Annotated in this window: 15 protein-coding genes; 9 read left to right on the top strand and 6 right to left on the bottom strand. The window is 69.4% G+C overall.

All coding sequences use genetic code 11. The features are described from left to right. Nucleotides 1–11: 11 nt before the first annotated feature. The gene (locus H9Y04_RS33490; protein ID WP_187817898.1) at nt 12–998 is read right to left on the bottom strand and encodes a hypothetical protein; all 987 of its coding nucleotides are present in this window, start codon (nt 996–998) and stop codon (nt 12–14) included. Nucleotides 999–1,183: 185 nt separating this feature from the next. On the opposite strand from H9Y04_RS33490, the gene H9Y04_RS33485 reads away from it, so the two are divergent. The 3 genes from H9Y04_RS33485 to exaC all read left to right on the top strand — a co-directional run bounded on the left by H9Y04_RS33485 (nt 1,184) and on the right by exaC (nt 4,782). Beyond that, a complete protein-coding gene (locus tag H9Y04_RS33485; protein ID WP_187817897.1) occupies nt 1,184–1,783 on the top strand; it encodes an N-acetylmuramoyl-L-alanine amidase in 600 nt (199 codons plus the stop codon). A gap of 140 nt (nt 1,784–1,923) precedes the next feature. Then, complete coding sequence (locus tag H9Y04_RS33480) at nt 1,924–3,204, top strand: GAF domain-containing protein (protein WP_187817896.1); 1,281 nt, start codon at nt 1,924–1,926, stop codon at nt 3,202–3,204. 54 nt (nt 3,205–3,258) lie between these two features. Then, nucleotides 3,259–4,782: an acetaldehyde dehydrogenase ExaC gene (gene exaC, locus H9Y04_RS33475; RefSeq protein WP_187817895.1), complete on the top strand. Its 1,524-nt coding sequence runs from the start codon at nt 3,259–3,261 to the stop codon at nt 4,780–4,782. A gap of 248 nt (nt 4,783–5,030) precedes the next feature. On the opposite strand, the gene H9Y04_RS33470 is transcribed toward exaC, so the two are convergent. Next, on the bottom strand, nt 5,031–5,711 hold the full coding sequence (locus tag H9Y04_RS33470; RefSeq protein WP_187817894.1) for a DUF2202 domain-containing protein: 681 nt from the start codon (nt 5,709–5,711) through the stop codon (nt 5,031–5,033). Nucleotides 5,712–5,885: 174 nt separating this feature from the next. Between H9Y04_RS33470 and H9Y04_RS33465 the strand changes: the two genes are divergently transcribed. The 3 genes from H9Y04_RS33465 to H9Y04_RS33455 all read left to right on the top strand — a co-directional run bounded on the left by H9Y04_RS33465 (nt 5,886) and on the right by H9Y04_RS33455 (nt 8,663). Beyond that, a complete protein-coding gene (locus H9Y04_RS33465; RefSeq protein ID WP_187817893.1) occupies nt 5,886–6,581 on the top strand; it encodes a response regulator transcription factor in 696 nt (231 codons plus the stop codon). Then, entirely contained in the window at nt 6,571–8,034 is a 1,464-nt protein-coding gene (locus H9Y04_RS33460) for a HAMP domain-containing sensor histidine kinase (protein ID WP_187817892.1), read from the top strand. The genes H9Y04_RS33465 and H9Y04_RS33460 overlap by 11 nt, the downstream gene beginning before the upstream one ends. A gap of 335 nt (nt 8,035–8,369) precedes the next feature. Next, a complete protein-coding gene (locus H9Y04_RS33455; protein ID WP_187817891.1) occupies nt 8,370–8,663 on the top strand; it encodes a hypothetical protein in 294 nt (97 codons plus the stop codon). A 556-nt stretch (nt 8,664–9,219) separates the two neighbouring features. On the opposite strand, the gene H9Y04_RS47030 is transcribed toward H9Y04_RS33455, so the two are convergent. After that, complete coding sequence (locus H9Y04_RS47030; RefSeq protein ID WP_236071798.1) at nt 9,220–9,936, bottom strand: NAD(P)/FAD-dependent oxidoreductase; 717 nt, start codon at nt 9,934–9,936, stop codon at nt 9,220–9,222. Nucleotides 9,937–10,509: 573 nt separating this feature from the next. Between H9Y04_RS47030 and trxA the strand changes: the two genes are divergently transcribed. Further along, entirely contained in the window at nt 10,510–10,872 is a 363-nt protein-coding gene (gene trxA / locus H9Y04_RS33445; protein ID WP_187817890.1) for a thioredoxin, read from the top strand. 218 nt (nt 10,873–11,090) lie between these two features. Beyond that, a complete protein-coding gene (locus H9Y04_RS33440; RefSeq protein ID WP_187817889.1) occupies nt 11,091–11,378 on the top strand; it encodes a metal-sensitive transcriptional regulator in 288 nt (95 codons plus the stop codon). A 21-nt stretch (nt 11,379–11,399) separates the two neighbouring features. Here H9Y04_RS33440 and H9Y04_RS33435 read toward each other — a convergent pair whose 3' ends face one another. The 3 genes from H9Y04_RS33435 to H9Y04_RS33425 all read right to left on the bottom strand — a co-directional run bounded on the left by H9Y04_RS33435 (nt 11,400) and on the right by H9Y04_RS33425 (nt 15,319). Continuing rightward, a complete protein-coding gene (locus tag H9Y04_RS33435; protein ID WP_187818003.1) occupies nt 11,400–12,143 on the bottom strand; it encodes a sulfite exporter TauE/SafE family protein in 744 nt (247 codons plus the stop codon). 964 nt (nt 12,144–13,107) lie between these two features. Then, nucleotides 13,108–14,256 carry a fatty acid desaturase family protein gene (locus H9Y04_RS33430; protein ID WP_187817888.1) on the bottom strand — a complete coding sequence of 383 codons (1,149 nt, stop codon included), beginning with the start codon at nt 14,254–14,256 and terminating at the stop codon, nt 13,108–13,110. Nucleotides 14,257–14,263: 7 nt separating this feature from the next. Next, complete coding sequence (locus tag H9Y04_RS33425; protein ID WP_187817887.1) at nt 14,264–15,319, bottom strand: ferredoxin reductase; 1,056 nt, start codon at nt 15,317–15,319, stop codon at nt 14,264–14,266. 87 nt (nt 15,320–15,406) lie between these two features. Here H9Y04_RS33425 and H9Y04_RS33420 point away from each other — a divergent pair, with 87 nt between their 5' ends. After that, nucleotides 15,407–16,549: a PucR-like N-terminal domain-containing protein gene (locus H9Y04_RS33420; RefSeq protein ID WP_187817886.1), complete on the top strand. Its 1,143-nt coding sequence runs from the start codon at nt 15,407–15,409 to the stop codon at nt 16,547–16,549. Nucleotides 16,550–16,573 lie beyond the last annotated feature (24 nt).

Here is a 16,573-nt window from a genome sequence, read left to right as displayed (position 1 = left end):
CACCCCCAGGCCTACTTCGGGATGTCGCCGGGTGCGACGGGAGCGACCGGTGAGTTCCCGCCGATCGTGGTCTTCAGGCCGATCGTGAAGATGGTGTACGTGATCCTCGTCGAGGTCGTCGTGGTCTTGAAGGGCGCCTTCTTCTCGAACTTCTCGTGCGCACAGCTCCGGTTGAAGCCGCGGGCCGAGGCGTTCCAGTCCTCCCCCGTGGTGAAGTAGATCGTGTACGTACCGTCGGAGATCCGCTGCACCTGGGTCTTGGAGTTCTTGCGCACGTACACGGAGAAGGCGGCCTTGCCGCCGCGTGCGAAGGTCACCACGGCGTCCTGGTCGGCGCCGTCGATCTTCAGCACGCCACGGCCGCCCCGGGATCCGTCCTTGACCATCCGCCCGTTGGAGAGCCGCTTGGTGGTCTCCTTCGGGAACTTCGGTACGGCGATGTCGACGGTGTAGCCGAGCGCGCTCACCGCCTGCGCGGCGGCATCGAGTGTGCCGAGCGCCTTCTGCGAGCCGAAACGGGCGACGGCCGCCTTGCCGGTGCACAACGTGCCGTCGGTGCGGCCCTGTTCGGTGTTCTCCAGGTCGCCGGAGACCCCGGCGAGCGCCGTGAGCAGATCCTGGTGTGCCAGGTCGGCCCGGTCGGGCGTGTCGACCTGGCGCAGCAGCCTGTCCGCGTCGCCCGCCGCGGTGCCGGCCGCGGTGAACGCCTCGTCGGCCGCTTTGTCGGACTTCGCCTTGCCGATCAGGCCGAGCGCCGCGTTGAGCGGATCGATGGCCTCGGCGAGCAGCGCGTCGTACGCCGCGTCACTCATCGGTGGCGTGGTGCTCGGCGACGGCGGCGGCTCCTTTGCGTCACCATCCCCGTCTGCACCGCCGTCCGCCGACGCGGAGGAGCGCAGATCGCGCAGCCAGTCCCCGTCCCCGTCGCCGGAACCGCAGCCCGCCGCGAGCAGGACGCCCACGAGCGTCACCGCCCCCGTGTGCACAGCAGTACGCATTCGTCGCACGATGATCCCCCGATCCCCCGCACGTGCACTTCCCCCTGATGAGAGTCCGGTACCGCCCCCGGCCCGTCAACGGCGCGACGCACCCTCTTCCGGCCCAACTGCCCCTGCACGTAACGTCGTCACCACGCGTGGCCCTCCGCATCCCCCGCGGCCGCACCGACCGTGGAAGGAGCACCATGGAACCGGCCCGCGCTCTGCCCAGCAGACGGCGCCTGCTTCAGGGCGCCGCACTCGCCGTCCCCACCGCACTGCTCGTCGGCGGCACGACCGCCGCGCGGCCGCCCGTCGCGGCCGACTATCCGGACGCCGACTGGGTCCCCGCGAGCAGCTCCAATCAGACGACTTCGAACCGCCCCACCACGTATCCGATCACGCGCATCGTCATCCATGTCACGCAGGAGACGTACGCGGATACGCTCGGCATCTTCCAGAACCCGGCGCAGCAGGTCTCCGCGCACTACGTGGTGCGCTCCTCGGACGGCAACGTCGCGCAGTGCGTACGGGACCGCAACATCGCCTGGCACGCGGGCAATTGGACGTACAACACGCAGAGCATCGGCATCGAGCACGAGGGCTGGGTGGATCAGCCCGAGTGGTTCACGCACGCGATGTACGAGTCCTCGGCAGCGCTGACCGCGCACCTGTGCGCGACGTACGGCATTCCGCGCGATCGCGAGCACATCATCGGGCACCACGAGGTGCCGGGCGCGACGCACACCGATCCCGGGCCGTTGTGGGACTGGACGCGATACATCCGCATGGTCAACTTCTACTGATCGACGGCCTGTTGCGGGATGGGGCGGTGCGAGCTGTTGCGGGTTGGCGCGGTGCGAGCTGTTGCCGGTTTTCGCGCCCGGGGTGACGATGGCCGCAAGCGCACCGGTCGGACACCGGATCTTTCGCCGCGGAGGCCGAGTTGAGCGATCCCTGGGTGGCCCTGGAGCCGGGCACCGACCCGGCCGAGCAAACACGCGCGCTGCGCCACGCGCACGCCGTGTTCACCACGGCGGGCACCGTCGAGCGCCCGGTACGGCCGGTGGTGGCGGCTTCGTGGCGGCGTTCCGCGCGCGCCCATGTCAGCCCCGACGGCACAGCCCAAGTGGAGCTCGCGGACGGTGACTTGGGCGCCTACCGCGCGGACCATCCGCTCGCGCGCGTGATGCCCCTCGTACGGGAACTCGTCTCCACGTACGCGAAGGACGGCGAGCACCTGCTCGCGGTGTGCGACGCACAGGGACGGCTCCTGTGGGTCGAGGGGCACGCGGTGACACGTCGGCGGGCCGGGCGGATGAACTTCGTGCCGGGCGCCCGCTGGGCCGAGTCCGCGATGGGCACCAACGCGCCGGGTACGGCGGTGGCGGTGGACCGCCCGGTACAGGTGTTCGCGGCCGAGCACTTCAGCCGGCCCGTACAGCCCTGGACCTGCGCGGCCGCACCGATCCACCATCCGCACACCGGGCGGCTGCTCGGCGCCGTGGACATCACCGGCGGCGACGGACTCGCCCATCCGCACAGCCTGGCCTTTGTCCAGGCCGTGGCCCGCGCCGCCGAGGCCCAACTCGCCCTGGAACACCCGCCCCAGCACACGGAGACCCTCACCCTGCACGCGCTCGGCCGCGACGAGGCCCTGCTCGTCGCCCGGGGCCGCAAGCTGCGCCTGAGCCGCCGGCACAGCGAACTCCTCGCACTGCTCGCCCGCCACCCCGAGGGGCTCACCGGGGATCAGCTGCTCATCGCCCTGTACGAGGACGAGTCCATGCCCCCCGTCACACTGCGGGCCGAACTCTCGCGCATGCGCGGCCTGTTGGGGACGGATCTGCTCGCCTCGCGGCCGTACCGTCTGACCGTCCCCGTAGAGGCGGACTTCCTCCTGGTGGAGCGACGGCTCGCGGCGGGTGCGGTGTCCGGTGCGATGGGGGCGTACGACGGACCACTGCTGCCCTCCTCCTGCGCGCCGGAGATCGTCCGGCTCCGCGACCGGCTCGCCATGGGGCTGCGGGCCGCGCTGGTGGACCGGGCCGATCCGCAGCTGCTCGCCGACTGGGTGCACAGCCCGTGGGGCGGCGACGACCTCGACATCTGGCAGGCGCTCGCAGAGGTGTCCCCGCGGGCCTCGCGGGCCCACGTACAGGCGGAAATGCGGGCCGTCGACCGGGAACAGTCGGCCGCAACGTGGTTGCAACCCCCGCGCACCTAGCGTCCCCGGCAGTGCCGCCCAACGGCGGGCGGCAGGAACCGGGAGGCCACCGAGATGACCCGTTACGCCGCACCCGGCACCGAAGGTGCGATCGTCGACTACCAGTCTCGCTATGACCACTTCATCGGCGGGGAGTACGTGAAGCCCGCCCGCGGCCAGTACTTCGAGAACCCCAGCCCGGTCAACGGACAGACCTTCACCGAGATCGCGCGCGGCACCGCGGAGGACATCGAGCGGGCCCTCGACGCCGCACACGCCGCCGCTGCCGCGTGGGGGCGCACCTCCACCACCGAACGCGCCAACATCCTCAACAAGATCGCCGACCGTACGGAGGCGAACCTCGAGAAGCTCGCCGTCGCCGAATCGTGGGAGAACGGCAAAGCGGTACGCGAAACCCTCGCCGCCGACATCCCGCTCGCCATCGACCACCTGCGCTACTTCGCCGGCGCGATCCGCGCGCAGGAAGGCTCGCTCAGCGAGATCGACGACGACACCATCGCGTACCACTTCCACGAGCCGCTCGGCGTAGTCGCGCAGATCATCCCCTGGAACTTCCCGATCCTGATGGCGGTCTGGAAGCTCGCCCCCGCACTCGCCGCGGGCAACGCGGTCGTCCTCAAGCCGGCCGAGCAGACCCCGGCCTCCGTGCACTACTGGCTCTCGCTGATCTCCGACCTGCTGCCGCCGGGCGTCGTGAACATCGTCAACGGCTTCGGCGCCGAGGCCGGAAAGCCCCTTGCGTCCAGCCCGCGCGTCGCAAAGGTCGCCTTCACCGGCGAGACCACGACAGGGCGGCTGATCATGCAGTACGCCTCCGAGAACATCAAGCCGGTGACCCTGGAACTCGGCGGCAAGTCGCCCAACATCTTCTTCGACGACGTCTGGTCACGCGACGACGCCTTCCGCGACAAGGCGCTCGAAGGCTTCACGATGTTCGCGCTCAACCAGGGCGAGGTCTGCACCTGCCCCTCGCGGGCCCTGATCCAGCGCGGCCACTACAGCGAGTTCCTCGAAGCGGCGATCGCCCGCACCGAGCAGATCAAGACGGGCCACCCGCTCGACACGGACACGATGATCGGCGCACAGGCCTCCAACGACCAGCTGGAGAAGATCCTCTCGTACCTCGACATCGGCCAGCGCGAGGGCGCGAAGGTCCTCACGGGCGGCCAGCGCATCGAGTACGACGGTGAACTGGCGGGCGGCTACTACGTCCAGCCCACGGTCTTCGAGGGCGACAACCGCATGCGGATCTTCCAGGAGGAGATCTTCGGCCCGGTCGTCTCGGTCACGTCCTTCAACGACTACGACGACGCCATCAAGATCGCCAACGACACGCTCTACGGCCTCGGCGCGGGCGTATGGACCCGCGACATCAACACGGCCTACCGGGCGGGCCGTTCGATCCAGGCCGGCCGCGTGTGGGTGAACAACTTCCACGCATATCCGGCCCATGCGGCCTTCGGCGGCTACAAGCAGTCGGGGATCGGGCGGGAGAACCACAAGATGATGCTGGATCATTACCAGCAGACGAAGAACCTTTTGGTTTCGTACAGCGCGGAGAAGCTTGGGTTCTTCTAGAACCTCAAGTCGGCTACCTGGAGAGCTGTCCCCCTCGGGGCAACCCGTCCCTGCAATCACTATCCGTGAGGAGTGCCCGTTCCCACGTACTCTTGGCTGGGCCTGTGCCGATGGCCTCGTCGGTGCCGCGCCGTGCGTACCGCGGGTGCTCTCCCTCGGACGACCTGCCACACGCCGAACGGGTGCGGGCCCCACAGGACCTGACGGTCCTGGCGACGTACAGGCCAGGACCGTCTCCCTTGCTTGTCCTACTCGTTGACCATCCATCGCTCGAATGCCGTCAGATGCCGCTCGGAGCCGGCCAGCAAGGTGGTGTACACCTGGCGCGTGTCCGGGGCGGCGAGCCCGGTCCGCGCCTTGTTCAGTGCGTCCATGTCGTCGGCCTCAACTGTACGGCCCGCCTGCAGTGCCCCGATCAGGCTGCCCTCACCCTGCCTCAGAAGGCGGTCGTAGGTGGACTGCACGGCGGGATCTGTGAATTCACCGGCCGGCTTGCCGACGGTCGGGTCGACGACGCCGTACCGGTCCAGCAGGGTGCGTACTGCAGCCAGGTGATGGGTCTCGGCAACCGCGATCCGCTCGAAGACGCGCGCGTCGTAGCGTTCGGCGAAGGCCGCGTAGAGGTCGTGCGCGAGCTTCTCCTCCTCGGCCATGCCCGCCAGTGTGGCCTTCTGAGCAGCCGTCAGGGTGCCTTGCGCGGCCAGGGCGGCTCCGTCGCAGATTCCGTCGTGCCGGCGGATGCCGGTCGTGGGGTCGCCGTGGTGGCGGGCCTGGTGCTGGGCGTCCGTCACCATGTTCTGGGACGTGGTCTGTGCGGCAACCGGGCCACCGCTGTCGGGGTCCGCGATCACCGGTCCCGCCGCAAGCACGCCGCCGATGGCGAGAGCGCTCGCGGCGACCGCTGTCGCGACCTTGATACTGCGCTTCATGGCGAACCTCCTCGGCTCTTGGGAGGGGTCTTGCCTTCTCCACACCGTCACCCTCGCCGCGGGCGCTGCAGTTGCCGTGTGGTGCCTGTGGAGACCGGATGGAGACATCGTCGGAGCGGGTTGGGGCTGGTCGGCCCCTCCCTGAGGCGTGCGCGTGGCGCGTATGTGTGGAACATGGCCGCCACGGTGCTCGTCGTCGAGGACGAGAGGGAGATCCGCGAGTTGCTCCGCCGCTATCTGGAGCGCGCCGGATACGGGGTGTTGACGACAGGCTCCGGCGCCGAGGCGTTACGGCTGCTGAGTGAGCATCGGATCGACCTGACGCTGCTGGATCTCGGGCTGCCGGACGTAGACGGTGACGAGGTGCTGCGTGCGGCCCGTGAGCACGGGCGAACGCCCTTGGTGGTGCTGACGGCGCGCAGCACCGTCGAGGACCGTATCCACGGACTGCGGTTGGGCGCCGACGACTACGTGACCAAGCCGTTCAGCCCCACCGAAGTGGTCCTTCGGGTAGGCGCGGTGCTGCAACGGGTCGGGCGGGCGGCGGCGGAAGCGGCAGCCATCGCGTCGTACGGCGGAGGACGGCTGCGGATCGATGAGGGCCGGCATGAGGCGCTTCTTGACGGCTCCTCTCTGGAACTGACACCCACCGAATGGGGTTTGCTGACCACCCTGGCCTCCGCGCCCGGGCGAGTGTTTTCGCGCTATGAGCTGGTCAACCGGGTGCGCGGCTACGAGTTCGCCGGGTACGAGCGGACGATCGACTCGCATGTGAAGAACCTGCGGCACAAGCTCGGGGCCGCCGGTCCCGAGCTGGTGGAAACCGTGCTGGGCGTGGGCTACCGGCTGGGATGGGCCCATGACGCGTGACCCACGTACGCCGCGCTCCGGTGCTCGGCCGCCCGGCGGACTCGGCCCGCTCGGCCGTCGGCTGTTCGCCGCGTTCGCCGTGGTGGCGCTGGCATCGGTGGCCCTGCTGACCATCGCTGCGCTCGTCGGGACCGACCGCGGGATCAGCAGCGCCCGCCAGGAGGCACGGCAAAGCGTCGCCGCCCAGGTGGCCACGGCGGCCGCTGATGCCTTCCGGACTGCGGGCGACTGGGCATCGGCCGACCTGTCCACCGCGCGCTCCGTCGCAGAAGCCGCCGACGCGGTGCTCACGGTGCGCGACACGGACGGCAAGATGATCTTCGGAGGTTCCGGGGTCGAGAGGGAGCCCGGCATGTCCAGCTCGGGACCCGGGCATGGGCGGGGCGCCGGCTCGGGTCCCAGCACGAGCACGCCCGTAGTGGTCGACGGCAGCACCGTTGGCTCCGTACGCGTCGTCTTCCCTGCCGGCTCCGGGTCGACGGGCCGGTCCGTCGCCTGGGGCTGGGTGACCGCGGCCGCCGCCGGAGCCGTGGCGCTGGCTCTGGTCGTGAGCTGGTTCGTCACCCGGCGGCTGACCTTTCCGGTGGTCCGAGTCGCCGCCACCGCCCGCGCGCTGGCCGCGGGGGACCGTACCGCGCGAACCCAGATCGACGCACCGGGCGAACTCGGCGACCTCGCCCGCGCCTTCGACGCCATGGCCGACAACGTCGCGCACACCGAGCAGACACGCCACCGGCTCGCCGCGGACGTCGCCCACGAACTCCGTACGCCGCTGGCCTCGTTGCAAGCAGGTCTCGAGGAGCTGCGTGACGGCTACGTCGACGCGTCGGTCGTGCGCCTGGTCTCCCTGCACGACCAGGCACTGAGGCTGAGCCGAATCGTCGGTGACCTCGGGGAACTGGCGGAGGCCGAATCGGCCCGGCTGTCCCTGCATCTGGCCGAGGTGGATCTGGCCGCCCTGGCCGGCGCCGCTGTGGCCGAGCGCGAGGCCGAGCTGCGCAGCGCCGGACTGACCGTGCACTCCGCCCCCGGCCCCACCGCTCTGCTGGTCCGCGCGGACGGCGACCGGCTGCACCAGGCCCTCGGCAACCTGCTGAGCAACGCCGCCCGCCACTGCCGTCCCGGCGACACCGTCACAGTCACCACCTCCGCCACGCCCTTCGAGGCCCTCGTGGAGGTGGCGGACAGCGGTCCGGGGATCCCCGCCGAAGAGCTGCCCCATGTCTTCGACCGTCTGTGGCGCGGTACCCGCGCTCGGGCCGGAGGCGGTAGCGGCATCGGTCTGGCCGTGGTCAAGGAGCTGGTCACCGCCCACGGCGGCACGGTCACTGCGGACTCAGGGCCAGACGGCGGGACGCGCTTGACCCTTCGGCTGCCAAGGGTCGCACCTCATGGATCACGCCACCTACCAGGCCCAGGCGTCGTGCCGCGACGTCCAGGCAAGTATCCGTAGAGGGGCATGCGTTCGCGGCGGCCAGGGCCGCGGCCACGCTCATCGTCGACGCCTGGGACGGCGAATGCGTAAACCGACGGAGCAGGACGCCTCCCCCGCGAGTGCGAACGAAACCACTGCGCACCACACCGGCGCGGATGCGGCGAACGGCCCACCGACCAGCCGGTGTTCGTGAGCTGCTGCGACGGCCAACGCCATTCGGCATCGCACCGCGCGAAAGCATGCGGGCCGGGCCAGGGCGGAACAATTCAACCGCGCACCGCGCTGTCCTTTGTACCCCTCCAGGTGTACGAGCCGCAGACAGTGACCGGACCCGGTGAAGGAGCGTGAGACCGATGACGACAGCAGGGCCTGACGGACCAGCCAGGGCGACCGACGACACATGTGTGGTGACGACCTGCGGGCGCAGGATCGCTGTGCGGTGTCTACGGCTTGCTCCGGCGGACCTTCCCATCACCCGGATCGCCTTGGACGTGGGCCGGGACCAGGGCGGTGAGCCGGGCGTGTGGGCGGCACTCACCGCCGACGAGGCGCGTCACCTGGCGCGTCTGCTCCTTCTGCACGTCGACCTGGCCGAGCGTGACGCTGCAGCCTTCGGGTCGCCGCGGAACAGCGGCCCTGCCTCCTGACTTCTGCGGTCGGACGCGACGCTCCGGCGTTTGCCGGTACGCGCGGTGGCCGACGAGTTCTGTGCCGGGGCGCCGGGTTGCCCGACGACTGGCCCGCGTGACCATGAGGGCGCCCACAGCCGACACACGCCGCTCCCTAGGGGATGGCCCTCTAGTCGTAGGTGGCTGTAGGCATAACTGCTCTCCTTCGCTCAGACATGGACGTGAAGTTTGCCGCGCTCGGGCATCGCCGAACCGATGCCCGGCATGTCCCGTCCCGGCAGCAAGCTGAGCCATGACAGCCACTCGCAAGCGAGCTTGCCGAGGTGGTTGGCGTGCGACTCCTTCAGGAGCGGCAGGCCGACTCCGGCCGGGTAATGCCCGGCAGCGGCTCGGCCTCGTAGTTGAAGTCGATGAGCAGCCCTTGTGGAAGCCGGTCTCCACGAAGCAGTAGGCGTGCCCGTCGCAGGGGGCGTCCGGCTCCTGCCCGCCCAGGAAGCGGCCGATGTTGCGCACCAGCACCTCTCCCTCGAAGTGGGCCACCGAACCTGCCTTGGAAGCAGGCAGGCCCGCCGCGTCACCGATCGCGAACACCTCCGGATGTTCGGGATGCTGGAGAGTGTGCTGATCGACGGGGCACGAAGCCCAGTTCGTCACCGAGACCCTCCGAACGGCCCACATACTCGGCACCGCCGTGCAACGGCACGACCACCGCCAGGTCGAAGGGCACCTCACGTTCGTCGTACGACACCAGCCGACCAACAATGCCGTCGACCTCGCCGAATGTGAACTCGGTGACCAACTCGATACCCTTGCGCGCCAGCAGGCTGCCCAGTGCCTTCGCCGCGACCGGGTCGGTGATGACGCCGTCCAGCGGTGTGGCGTAGGCCAGTTGAACTCTGTCGCGGATGCCGCAGCGCTGGAAGTACCGATCGGCGAGGAAGGCGAACTCCAGCGGAGCCACCGGGCACTTGACCGGCAGGTCCGCCACGTCGATCACGACCCGGCCACCGGCGAAGCGCTCCAGGGCGTGGTGCAGACCCACGGCACCGGGTAGGTCGTAGAACGTGCAGACGTTCTCGCCCCAGCCGGGGCCCGTCGGGCCTTCGGTCTCCTCCGGCAGCAGCACCGCGCCGGTGGCGATCACGAGGACGTCGTAGCCGAGCCGGATGCCGCCGGCGAGACGGACGGTCCACGCACCCAAGTCGACCCCCTCGATCCGCGCCTCCCTGTAGTCGATACCGGTAGGAATCTGCCATGGTCGGGACCGGACGAGGTGGTGCGGCTGGGCCATCCCGAAGGGGACGAACAACAGCCCCGGCTGGTAGAGGTGGTCGCCGTCCTGGTCGACGACCGTGATCCGGCACTTCCCTCGCGCCGTATGTGCGGCGCAGGCGGTTGGCCGTCATGGTGCCCGCGGTTCCGACGCCGAGAATCACGATGTGTTTACCCATGCCCCCACTGTTGTGCGGGTGAAGAGAGCTGGACATGGGCCACAGGCCACAGGTCCCCACCCCGGTACCCGCCGGGGTATGCCTTCCACTGGTACACCGGCCAGGGGCGCCGCCATGCCGATCCGCCGCCGCGCACGACCGCCGTGCGCTTCACGGCAGACCGCCTGGGCGGCGACCCTGCACTCCGCCATGGCCGACTGGGCCGGGAAGCGCCGGCCTGGCAACTCGACCGCGCTCGCAGGGTGTTCGCCGTCCATCGGCCTCCCGGAGCGGGGCCCACCCGGCAGCCGAACGTCTCCGAGCGCATGTGGCGCCCTCAGCTGCCGCGCGACTGCCTGGAACAGAACCGGAACGGCACTGGTTGAACCGTGCAGAGGATACCCCGCCGGGTATACGAGAGGAGACGGGAAGCCATGCCCACCGTGGAATTGACCAGGAACAACTTCGAGGAGACTGTGACCAGTTCGAAGATCGTGCTGATCGACTTCTGGGCGGCATGGTGCGGCCCGTGCCGAACGTTCGGCCCCGTATTCGAGAAGGCGGCCGAGCGCCACCCGGACATCGTGTTCGGCAAGGTCGACACAGAGGCGCAGCCGGAACTGGCGGGCGCCTTCCACGTCACGTCCATCCCCACACTCGTGGCCGTCCGCGACCGGACGGTCCTGTACGCGCGCCCGGGCGCCATACCGCCGAAGGCCCTGGAAGAGCTCATCAGCAGGGTCCGAGCCGTCGACATGGACGACGTGCGCCGACGAGCCTCGGGCTCGACAGAGTGAACTGGCCTTCGGGCCGCGCGGGGAGCCCGTGCGGGCGCCCCTCAACGCTGGTTCAGCGGCCGCTCAGAAGGGCCACAGCGCCTAGCGTCGCATCACCGACAGGACCCGGCGGACGTGGTCGACCGGAGTGCTCACGGCAGGTGCGCTTCCTTCTGATCGACGCCGCCTCGAATCGGGACGTATAATACCCCTAGGGGTATGTTATGCGAGGAGTGGCCGTGGAACTGGAACTTGAGGGTGCGGACCTGAAGGCCGTGCTGAACCGCCTGCGCCGTGCGCAGGGTCAGATCTCCGGCGTGATCCGGATGATCGAGGAGGGGCGCGACTGCGAAGACGTCGTCACGCAGCTCGCCGCCGCGTCCCGCGCCCTCGACCGAGCCGGCTTCGCCATCATCGCGACCGGTATGCAGCAGTGCATGACCGACATCGAGTCCGGCCGCAAGACGGGAGAGGACGCCCAGCAGATGCGTACCCGTCTGGAGAAGTTGTTCCTGTCGCTGGCATGAGAACTCCCGCCACGTCTGCCGTCACAGCGCCGCGTCGAGGAGCATGAAGGCCGCCACCGCCAGCAGTACCAGTGCGAAGATCCGCTGCAGCGTGGGGCCCGAGACCCGCGCGGCCAGCCGCTTGCCGTCCCAGGCGCCGAGCACCGCAGCCGCGACGAACGGTCCGACGACCGCCCAGTCCAGCCCCTCGACCGTGCCGGCGCGCGTCGCCAGCGCGGCCAGCGAGTTGACGGTGATGACCAGCAAACTGGTACCCACCGCGTTCTGCATCCGCAGGCCCACCACGCTCACCAGTGCCGGCACAGCCAGGAAGCCACCGCCGACGCCGAGGACGCCAGTGACCGCGCCGAGTCCGCCGCCGGCGGCCGCCACCCGCCCCGGCCGCACCGTCACGGCGCCCTCCACGGCCCGCCGGGTCCGCAGCATACGCAAGGCGGCTGCTCCCGCGACCACGCCGAAGGCCGCCGTCAGCACGGCCGCCGGGATCTGCACGGCAAGCGCGCCGCCCAGCATCGCGGGGCCGATCCCGGCCGCCGAGAACAGCAGTCCCGTACGCCAGCGAACGTTGCCTTCACCGGCGTGCGCGACGAGCCCGGTGACCGAGGTGAGCGTGACGATGACGAGACTCGCGGCCGTCGCCCCGACCGGACTGAAACCGAGCAGATAGATCAGCGCGGGAACGGCCAGCACACTGCCACCACCCCCGAGGGCGCCGAGCGCAATGCCGATGACCGCACCGGCGGCCAGAGCCCCGAGCCCGAGCATGCCCGAGACCACGGACAGCACAAGCAGTCCGGCCACGATCACGAGCACGGCACCGCTCATCGGGCGCCTCCGGTCATTTCAAGGCCAGTTGAACTATCTGCTTCAATGCTCCACCGCACTGCGGCCGCCGGGACGGGACCACGTGTCCCCTATCCGAGGCCGGATGGCTCCGAGAACCGACCATCCTGGCCAGGAGTACCTGAAGGTCGCGGGCGCGTGGTCTCCACCGAGGTCGCATCCCGCTGGTCGTGCTGGGGTGTTGGCCTTCTGGGTCTGGAGCAGCAGTAGGTCGATCCAGGAGGACCGTCTTGACTGCCCGCTCTTCTCACGGACCGGTGTGTCCCCATCAGCGCTGGCAGGCAGCAGAATTGGGGCGTATGCGTCAGGGGCGCATGGTGCCCGGTTGGCGCACTCGCCCTGGCTGCGGATGTGGACCGGCGTCACAGGTAGGGGGCACCGCAAGACCTCTGGCTTCGGCCTTCGGTTACCGCTTGGGCCAGGGGGCGCGTGATAGCCGATCCCCGTATGCCCCGTCCGGGGTGTGATGCAACCGCAGGCCGCTCTCGTCGCCACCACCGTCGGCCAGTGGATCGACACCCGGCAGGATGCCGGGCGGCCCGGAACAGATCACCTGCGGCGTCCGCTCTACTTCCGCACGGCATACACCGAACTGCAGGACTTCCTCAAGCCCTGGCCAGCGAGACCCGCCAGCATGCCATGTGGTACCGCGGTGACCCACACTTCAGACGCCTGGCTGCACGACATGATGCGGACCAGATCCGGACCAACTCGATGCCATGCCAACTGATCTCATCCTTAGCCGCACTTCAGGAGCGCTCAGAGGCGCGTACCACCAGCAGACGAAGAACATGCTGGTGAGCTACTCGCTGGACAAGCTCGGGTTCTTCTGGAGGCTCAAGTCGGTTGCCTGAAGGGGGCTCCCCCCTTCAGGCACCCACAGGAGTCAGACCGCGACGAGCTCCTGCTCGCGGTCCGGCGTCTTGACCTCGGGCTTCTTGACCTCGGGCTTCTTGACCTTGGGCTTCTTGTTCGGCAACGAAAGCCGGAAGACCTTGTGCCAAGCGGAGAACACTTGCTTGGGCAGCGGCCCGGTGACGTACTCCAGCTCGTACTTCTCGAACAGTGCGCGCACCTTCACCGAGACCTCGGCGCACCGGTTGCTCGGCAGGTCCGGGAACAGGTGGTGCTCGATCTGGTGCGACAGGTTGCCGGTCATGAAGTGCATGGCCTTGCTGCCGCTGATGTTCGCCGAGCCCATCATCTGGCGCAGGTACCACTGGCCGCGCGTCTCACCCTTGATCGACCGGCGCTCGAAGACCTGCACGCCCTCGGGGAAGTGCCCGCACATGATCACCGAGTGGGTCCAGAGATTGCGGACCAGATTCGCGGTGAACGTGGCGCCGAGCGTCGGGAGGAAGGAGGGACCCGAAAGCAGCGGGTGGATCACGTAGTCCTTGAGCATCTGCTTGCGGATCTTGCGGCCCACGGCCTTGGCCCGCGCGCGGAACTCCGGGTCCTTGCGGCGCCGCTTGCTCAGGTTCTTGCCGAGCTCCAGGTCGTACGCCGCGATGCCGTACTCGAAGAAGCAGGCGTTGATGAAGTTCCACAGCGGCTGGCCGAGATGGAACGGGTGCCACTTCTGGTCCTCGTCGACGCGCATGATGCCGTAGCCGAGGTCGTTGTCCTTGCCGATCACGTTGGTGTACGTGTGGTGCAGCTCGTTGTGCGAGTGCTTCCACTGGTCGGCCGGCGAGACGTGATCCCATTCCCAGGTGGTGGAGTGGATCTTCGGGTCCCGCATCCAGTCCCACTGCCCGTGCAGGACGTTGTGGCCGATCTCCATGTTGTCCATGATCTTCGCCACGGACAGACCGGCGGTGCCGATCAGCCACGCGGGCGGGAAGATCGAGAACAGCAGCACACCCCTGCTGGCCAGTTCGAGCTTGCGCTGCGCCGAGATGACCTTGCGGATGTAGGCGGCGTCCTTCTCGCCGCGGTCGGCGATCACCTCGTCACGGATCGCGTCCAGCTCGCGGCCGAGCTCCTCGATCTGCTCTGCGGTCAGGTGGGCGGTGGGGTCGATGGCAGTCAAGCTGTTCCTACCGTTCGATGTCGCAGGGGCCCGCGGCGGCGGACACGCAGGTCTGGATGAGGACGCCCGGTTCGGCCTCGGTGATCTCGCCGGTGCGCAGATCACGGACGGCGCCCGCCTTGAGCGGCGTGACGCAGCCGAAGCAGATGCCCATACGGCACCCGGACGGCATGAGCACGCCCGCCTCCTCGCCCACGTCGAGGAGCGGCGTGGCGCCATCCGCCTCGACGGTCTTTCCGGTGGCACTGAACGTGACCTCGCCGCCGTCGCCGGCGGCAACGATGCTCGGGCGGAAGCGTTCGGTGTGCAGGCGATCCTGTACGCCGTGCTCACACCAGTGCTTCTCGGCGGCGTCGAGCAGCCCCGCGGGCCCGCAGGCCCAGGTCTCGCGCTCGGCCCAGTCGGGCACGAGTTCGTCGAGGCGGGTGATGTCGAGCATGCCGTCCGTGTCGGTGTGCACCTCGGTGAGGCGCAGCTTTCCGTCCGCGACCAGGCTGTGCAGTTCACTGCGGAAGATCACGTCCTGCGCCTTCGGCGCGCAGTGGACCATGACGACGTCGTCGAACTCGGTGTCGCGCAGCATGCCCATCACGGGCGTGATGCCGCTGCCGGCCGTCAGGTAGAGCACCTTGGCAGGCCTGGCCTGCGGCAGCACGAAGTCACCGGTCGCCTGGTCGAGCTGGATCAGGGTGCCGGGCTCGACCCTGCGGACCAGGTGGTTGCTGACCTTGCCGTCCGGGATCGCTTTCACGGTGATCGTGACGCGGCCGTCCTGGCAGTCCGTCGGCGAGGTGATGGAGTAGGCACGCCACAGGCGCACCCCGTCGACGTCGACGCCGATCCGCACGTACTGGCCGGCCGTGTGGCCGCGCCAGCCCTGTCCGGGTCTGATCACGATGGTCGCGGCGTCACCCGTCTCGGGGTGCACGGCCTCGATGCGCCCGCGCAGGTCGGCGCCCGCACGCAGCGGGCTGACCAGGTCGAGGTAGTCCGACGGCAGCAGCGGTGTCGTGACCATCTCAAGGAGCTTCCACGCCCTGCTGCGGAGGGCTTTACTCGTCATGACTTCAGCTTGCTGCGCCTCAAGGCGTAAAGTCCTGACCGCAGGACGTGAAACTGGTCGCCAGAATTGTTCGGTGGGAACAAAAACGTGAACCAAGCAATCCGGAGGGTCAGCGAACTGGCCCTGGACGAGACGACGGTCACGGTGCTTCGGGCCTCCCTGAAGACCACCGCCGACGAGATCGTCCAGGCGATCATCGACGAGGTGCCTCCCTACGCCAACGCCCTCTCGGGCCGCATGGGCGCCACCATCCGCAAAGCCGTCCGTACTGCCCTGGGGCACTACCTGGACCTCGCGAGCGGAAACGCCACAGGCCGCGGCGACGCCGGTGACGCGGCCTACGAGCTCGGCCGCGGCGAGGTGCGCGACGGCCGTTCGATGGATGCCCTGCTCAGCGCCTACCGCGTCGGCGCCCGCGTGGCCTGGCGATGCCTGGCGGCGGGTGCCGTACCCGCGGGTCTGCCTGCCGCCGAGGTCGCCAAGTTCGCCGAGCTGACCTTCGCCTACATCGACGAGCTCTCCGCCGCGAGCGCCGCAGGCCACGCCGACGAACTGGCAGCCCGCGGCAGGGACCATGAGCGCCACCTGGAACACCTGGCCCGCGACCTCCTCGCCGGCGCAGCCCCTGACGTACTCCTTGCCTCCGCACAACGAGCCCTTTGGCAGCCGCCGGATTCGCTGACCGCGGTCCTGCTCCCCGCCGCCCAGGCCCGGCCCGCCTATCGCGCGCTCGACCCGAGCACCCTCGTCCTCGACGATCTGCCGGACGCCACCGGTGTCCTGCTCGTCCCCGATGCCGACCGTGCACGTCTCCTGCGGCAACTCGCCGACCGCACCGCCGTGGTCGGCCCGGCCCGGCCATGGGCTCGCGCGTCCGCCTCCTACGCGCGAGCCGTACGCGCGCGCTCCCTCTCCCCCGATATCCGCGACACCGAGAAACACCTCCCCGCACTGGTGCTGAGCGCCGACGCGGACGCGTTCGCGGACCTGCGTGCCCGAGCTCTCGCACCGTTGCAGGCCCTGCCTGTCGCGACAGCGCGGCGCCTTGAGGAGACGTTGCGGGCGTGGCTGCTGCACCAGGGCAGGCGGGACGAGGCGGCGGCGGCGTTGTTCGTCCATCCCCAGACAGTCCGCTACCGGATGTCGCAGCTGCGGGAGCTCTTCCCGGATCTCGCATCGCCGCACAAGGTCCTTGAGCTGACGCTGGCGGTCGGTCTGCGGAGCGGCTGACGCGTACGCCTACCGTCCGCGCAC

Origin of the sequence: Streptomyces polyasparticus (genome assembly GCF_014493765.1) — a bacterium.
In the GTDB taxonomy this organism is placed as follows: domain Bacteria; phylum Actinomycetota; class Actinomycetes; order Streptomycetales; family Streptomycetaceae; genus Streptomyces; species Streptomyces polyasparticus.
The sequence above is the reverse complement of the archived record's forward strand: the minus strand, read 5'-3'. Positions and strand labels throughout refer to the sequence as shown.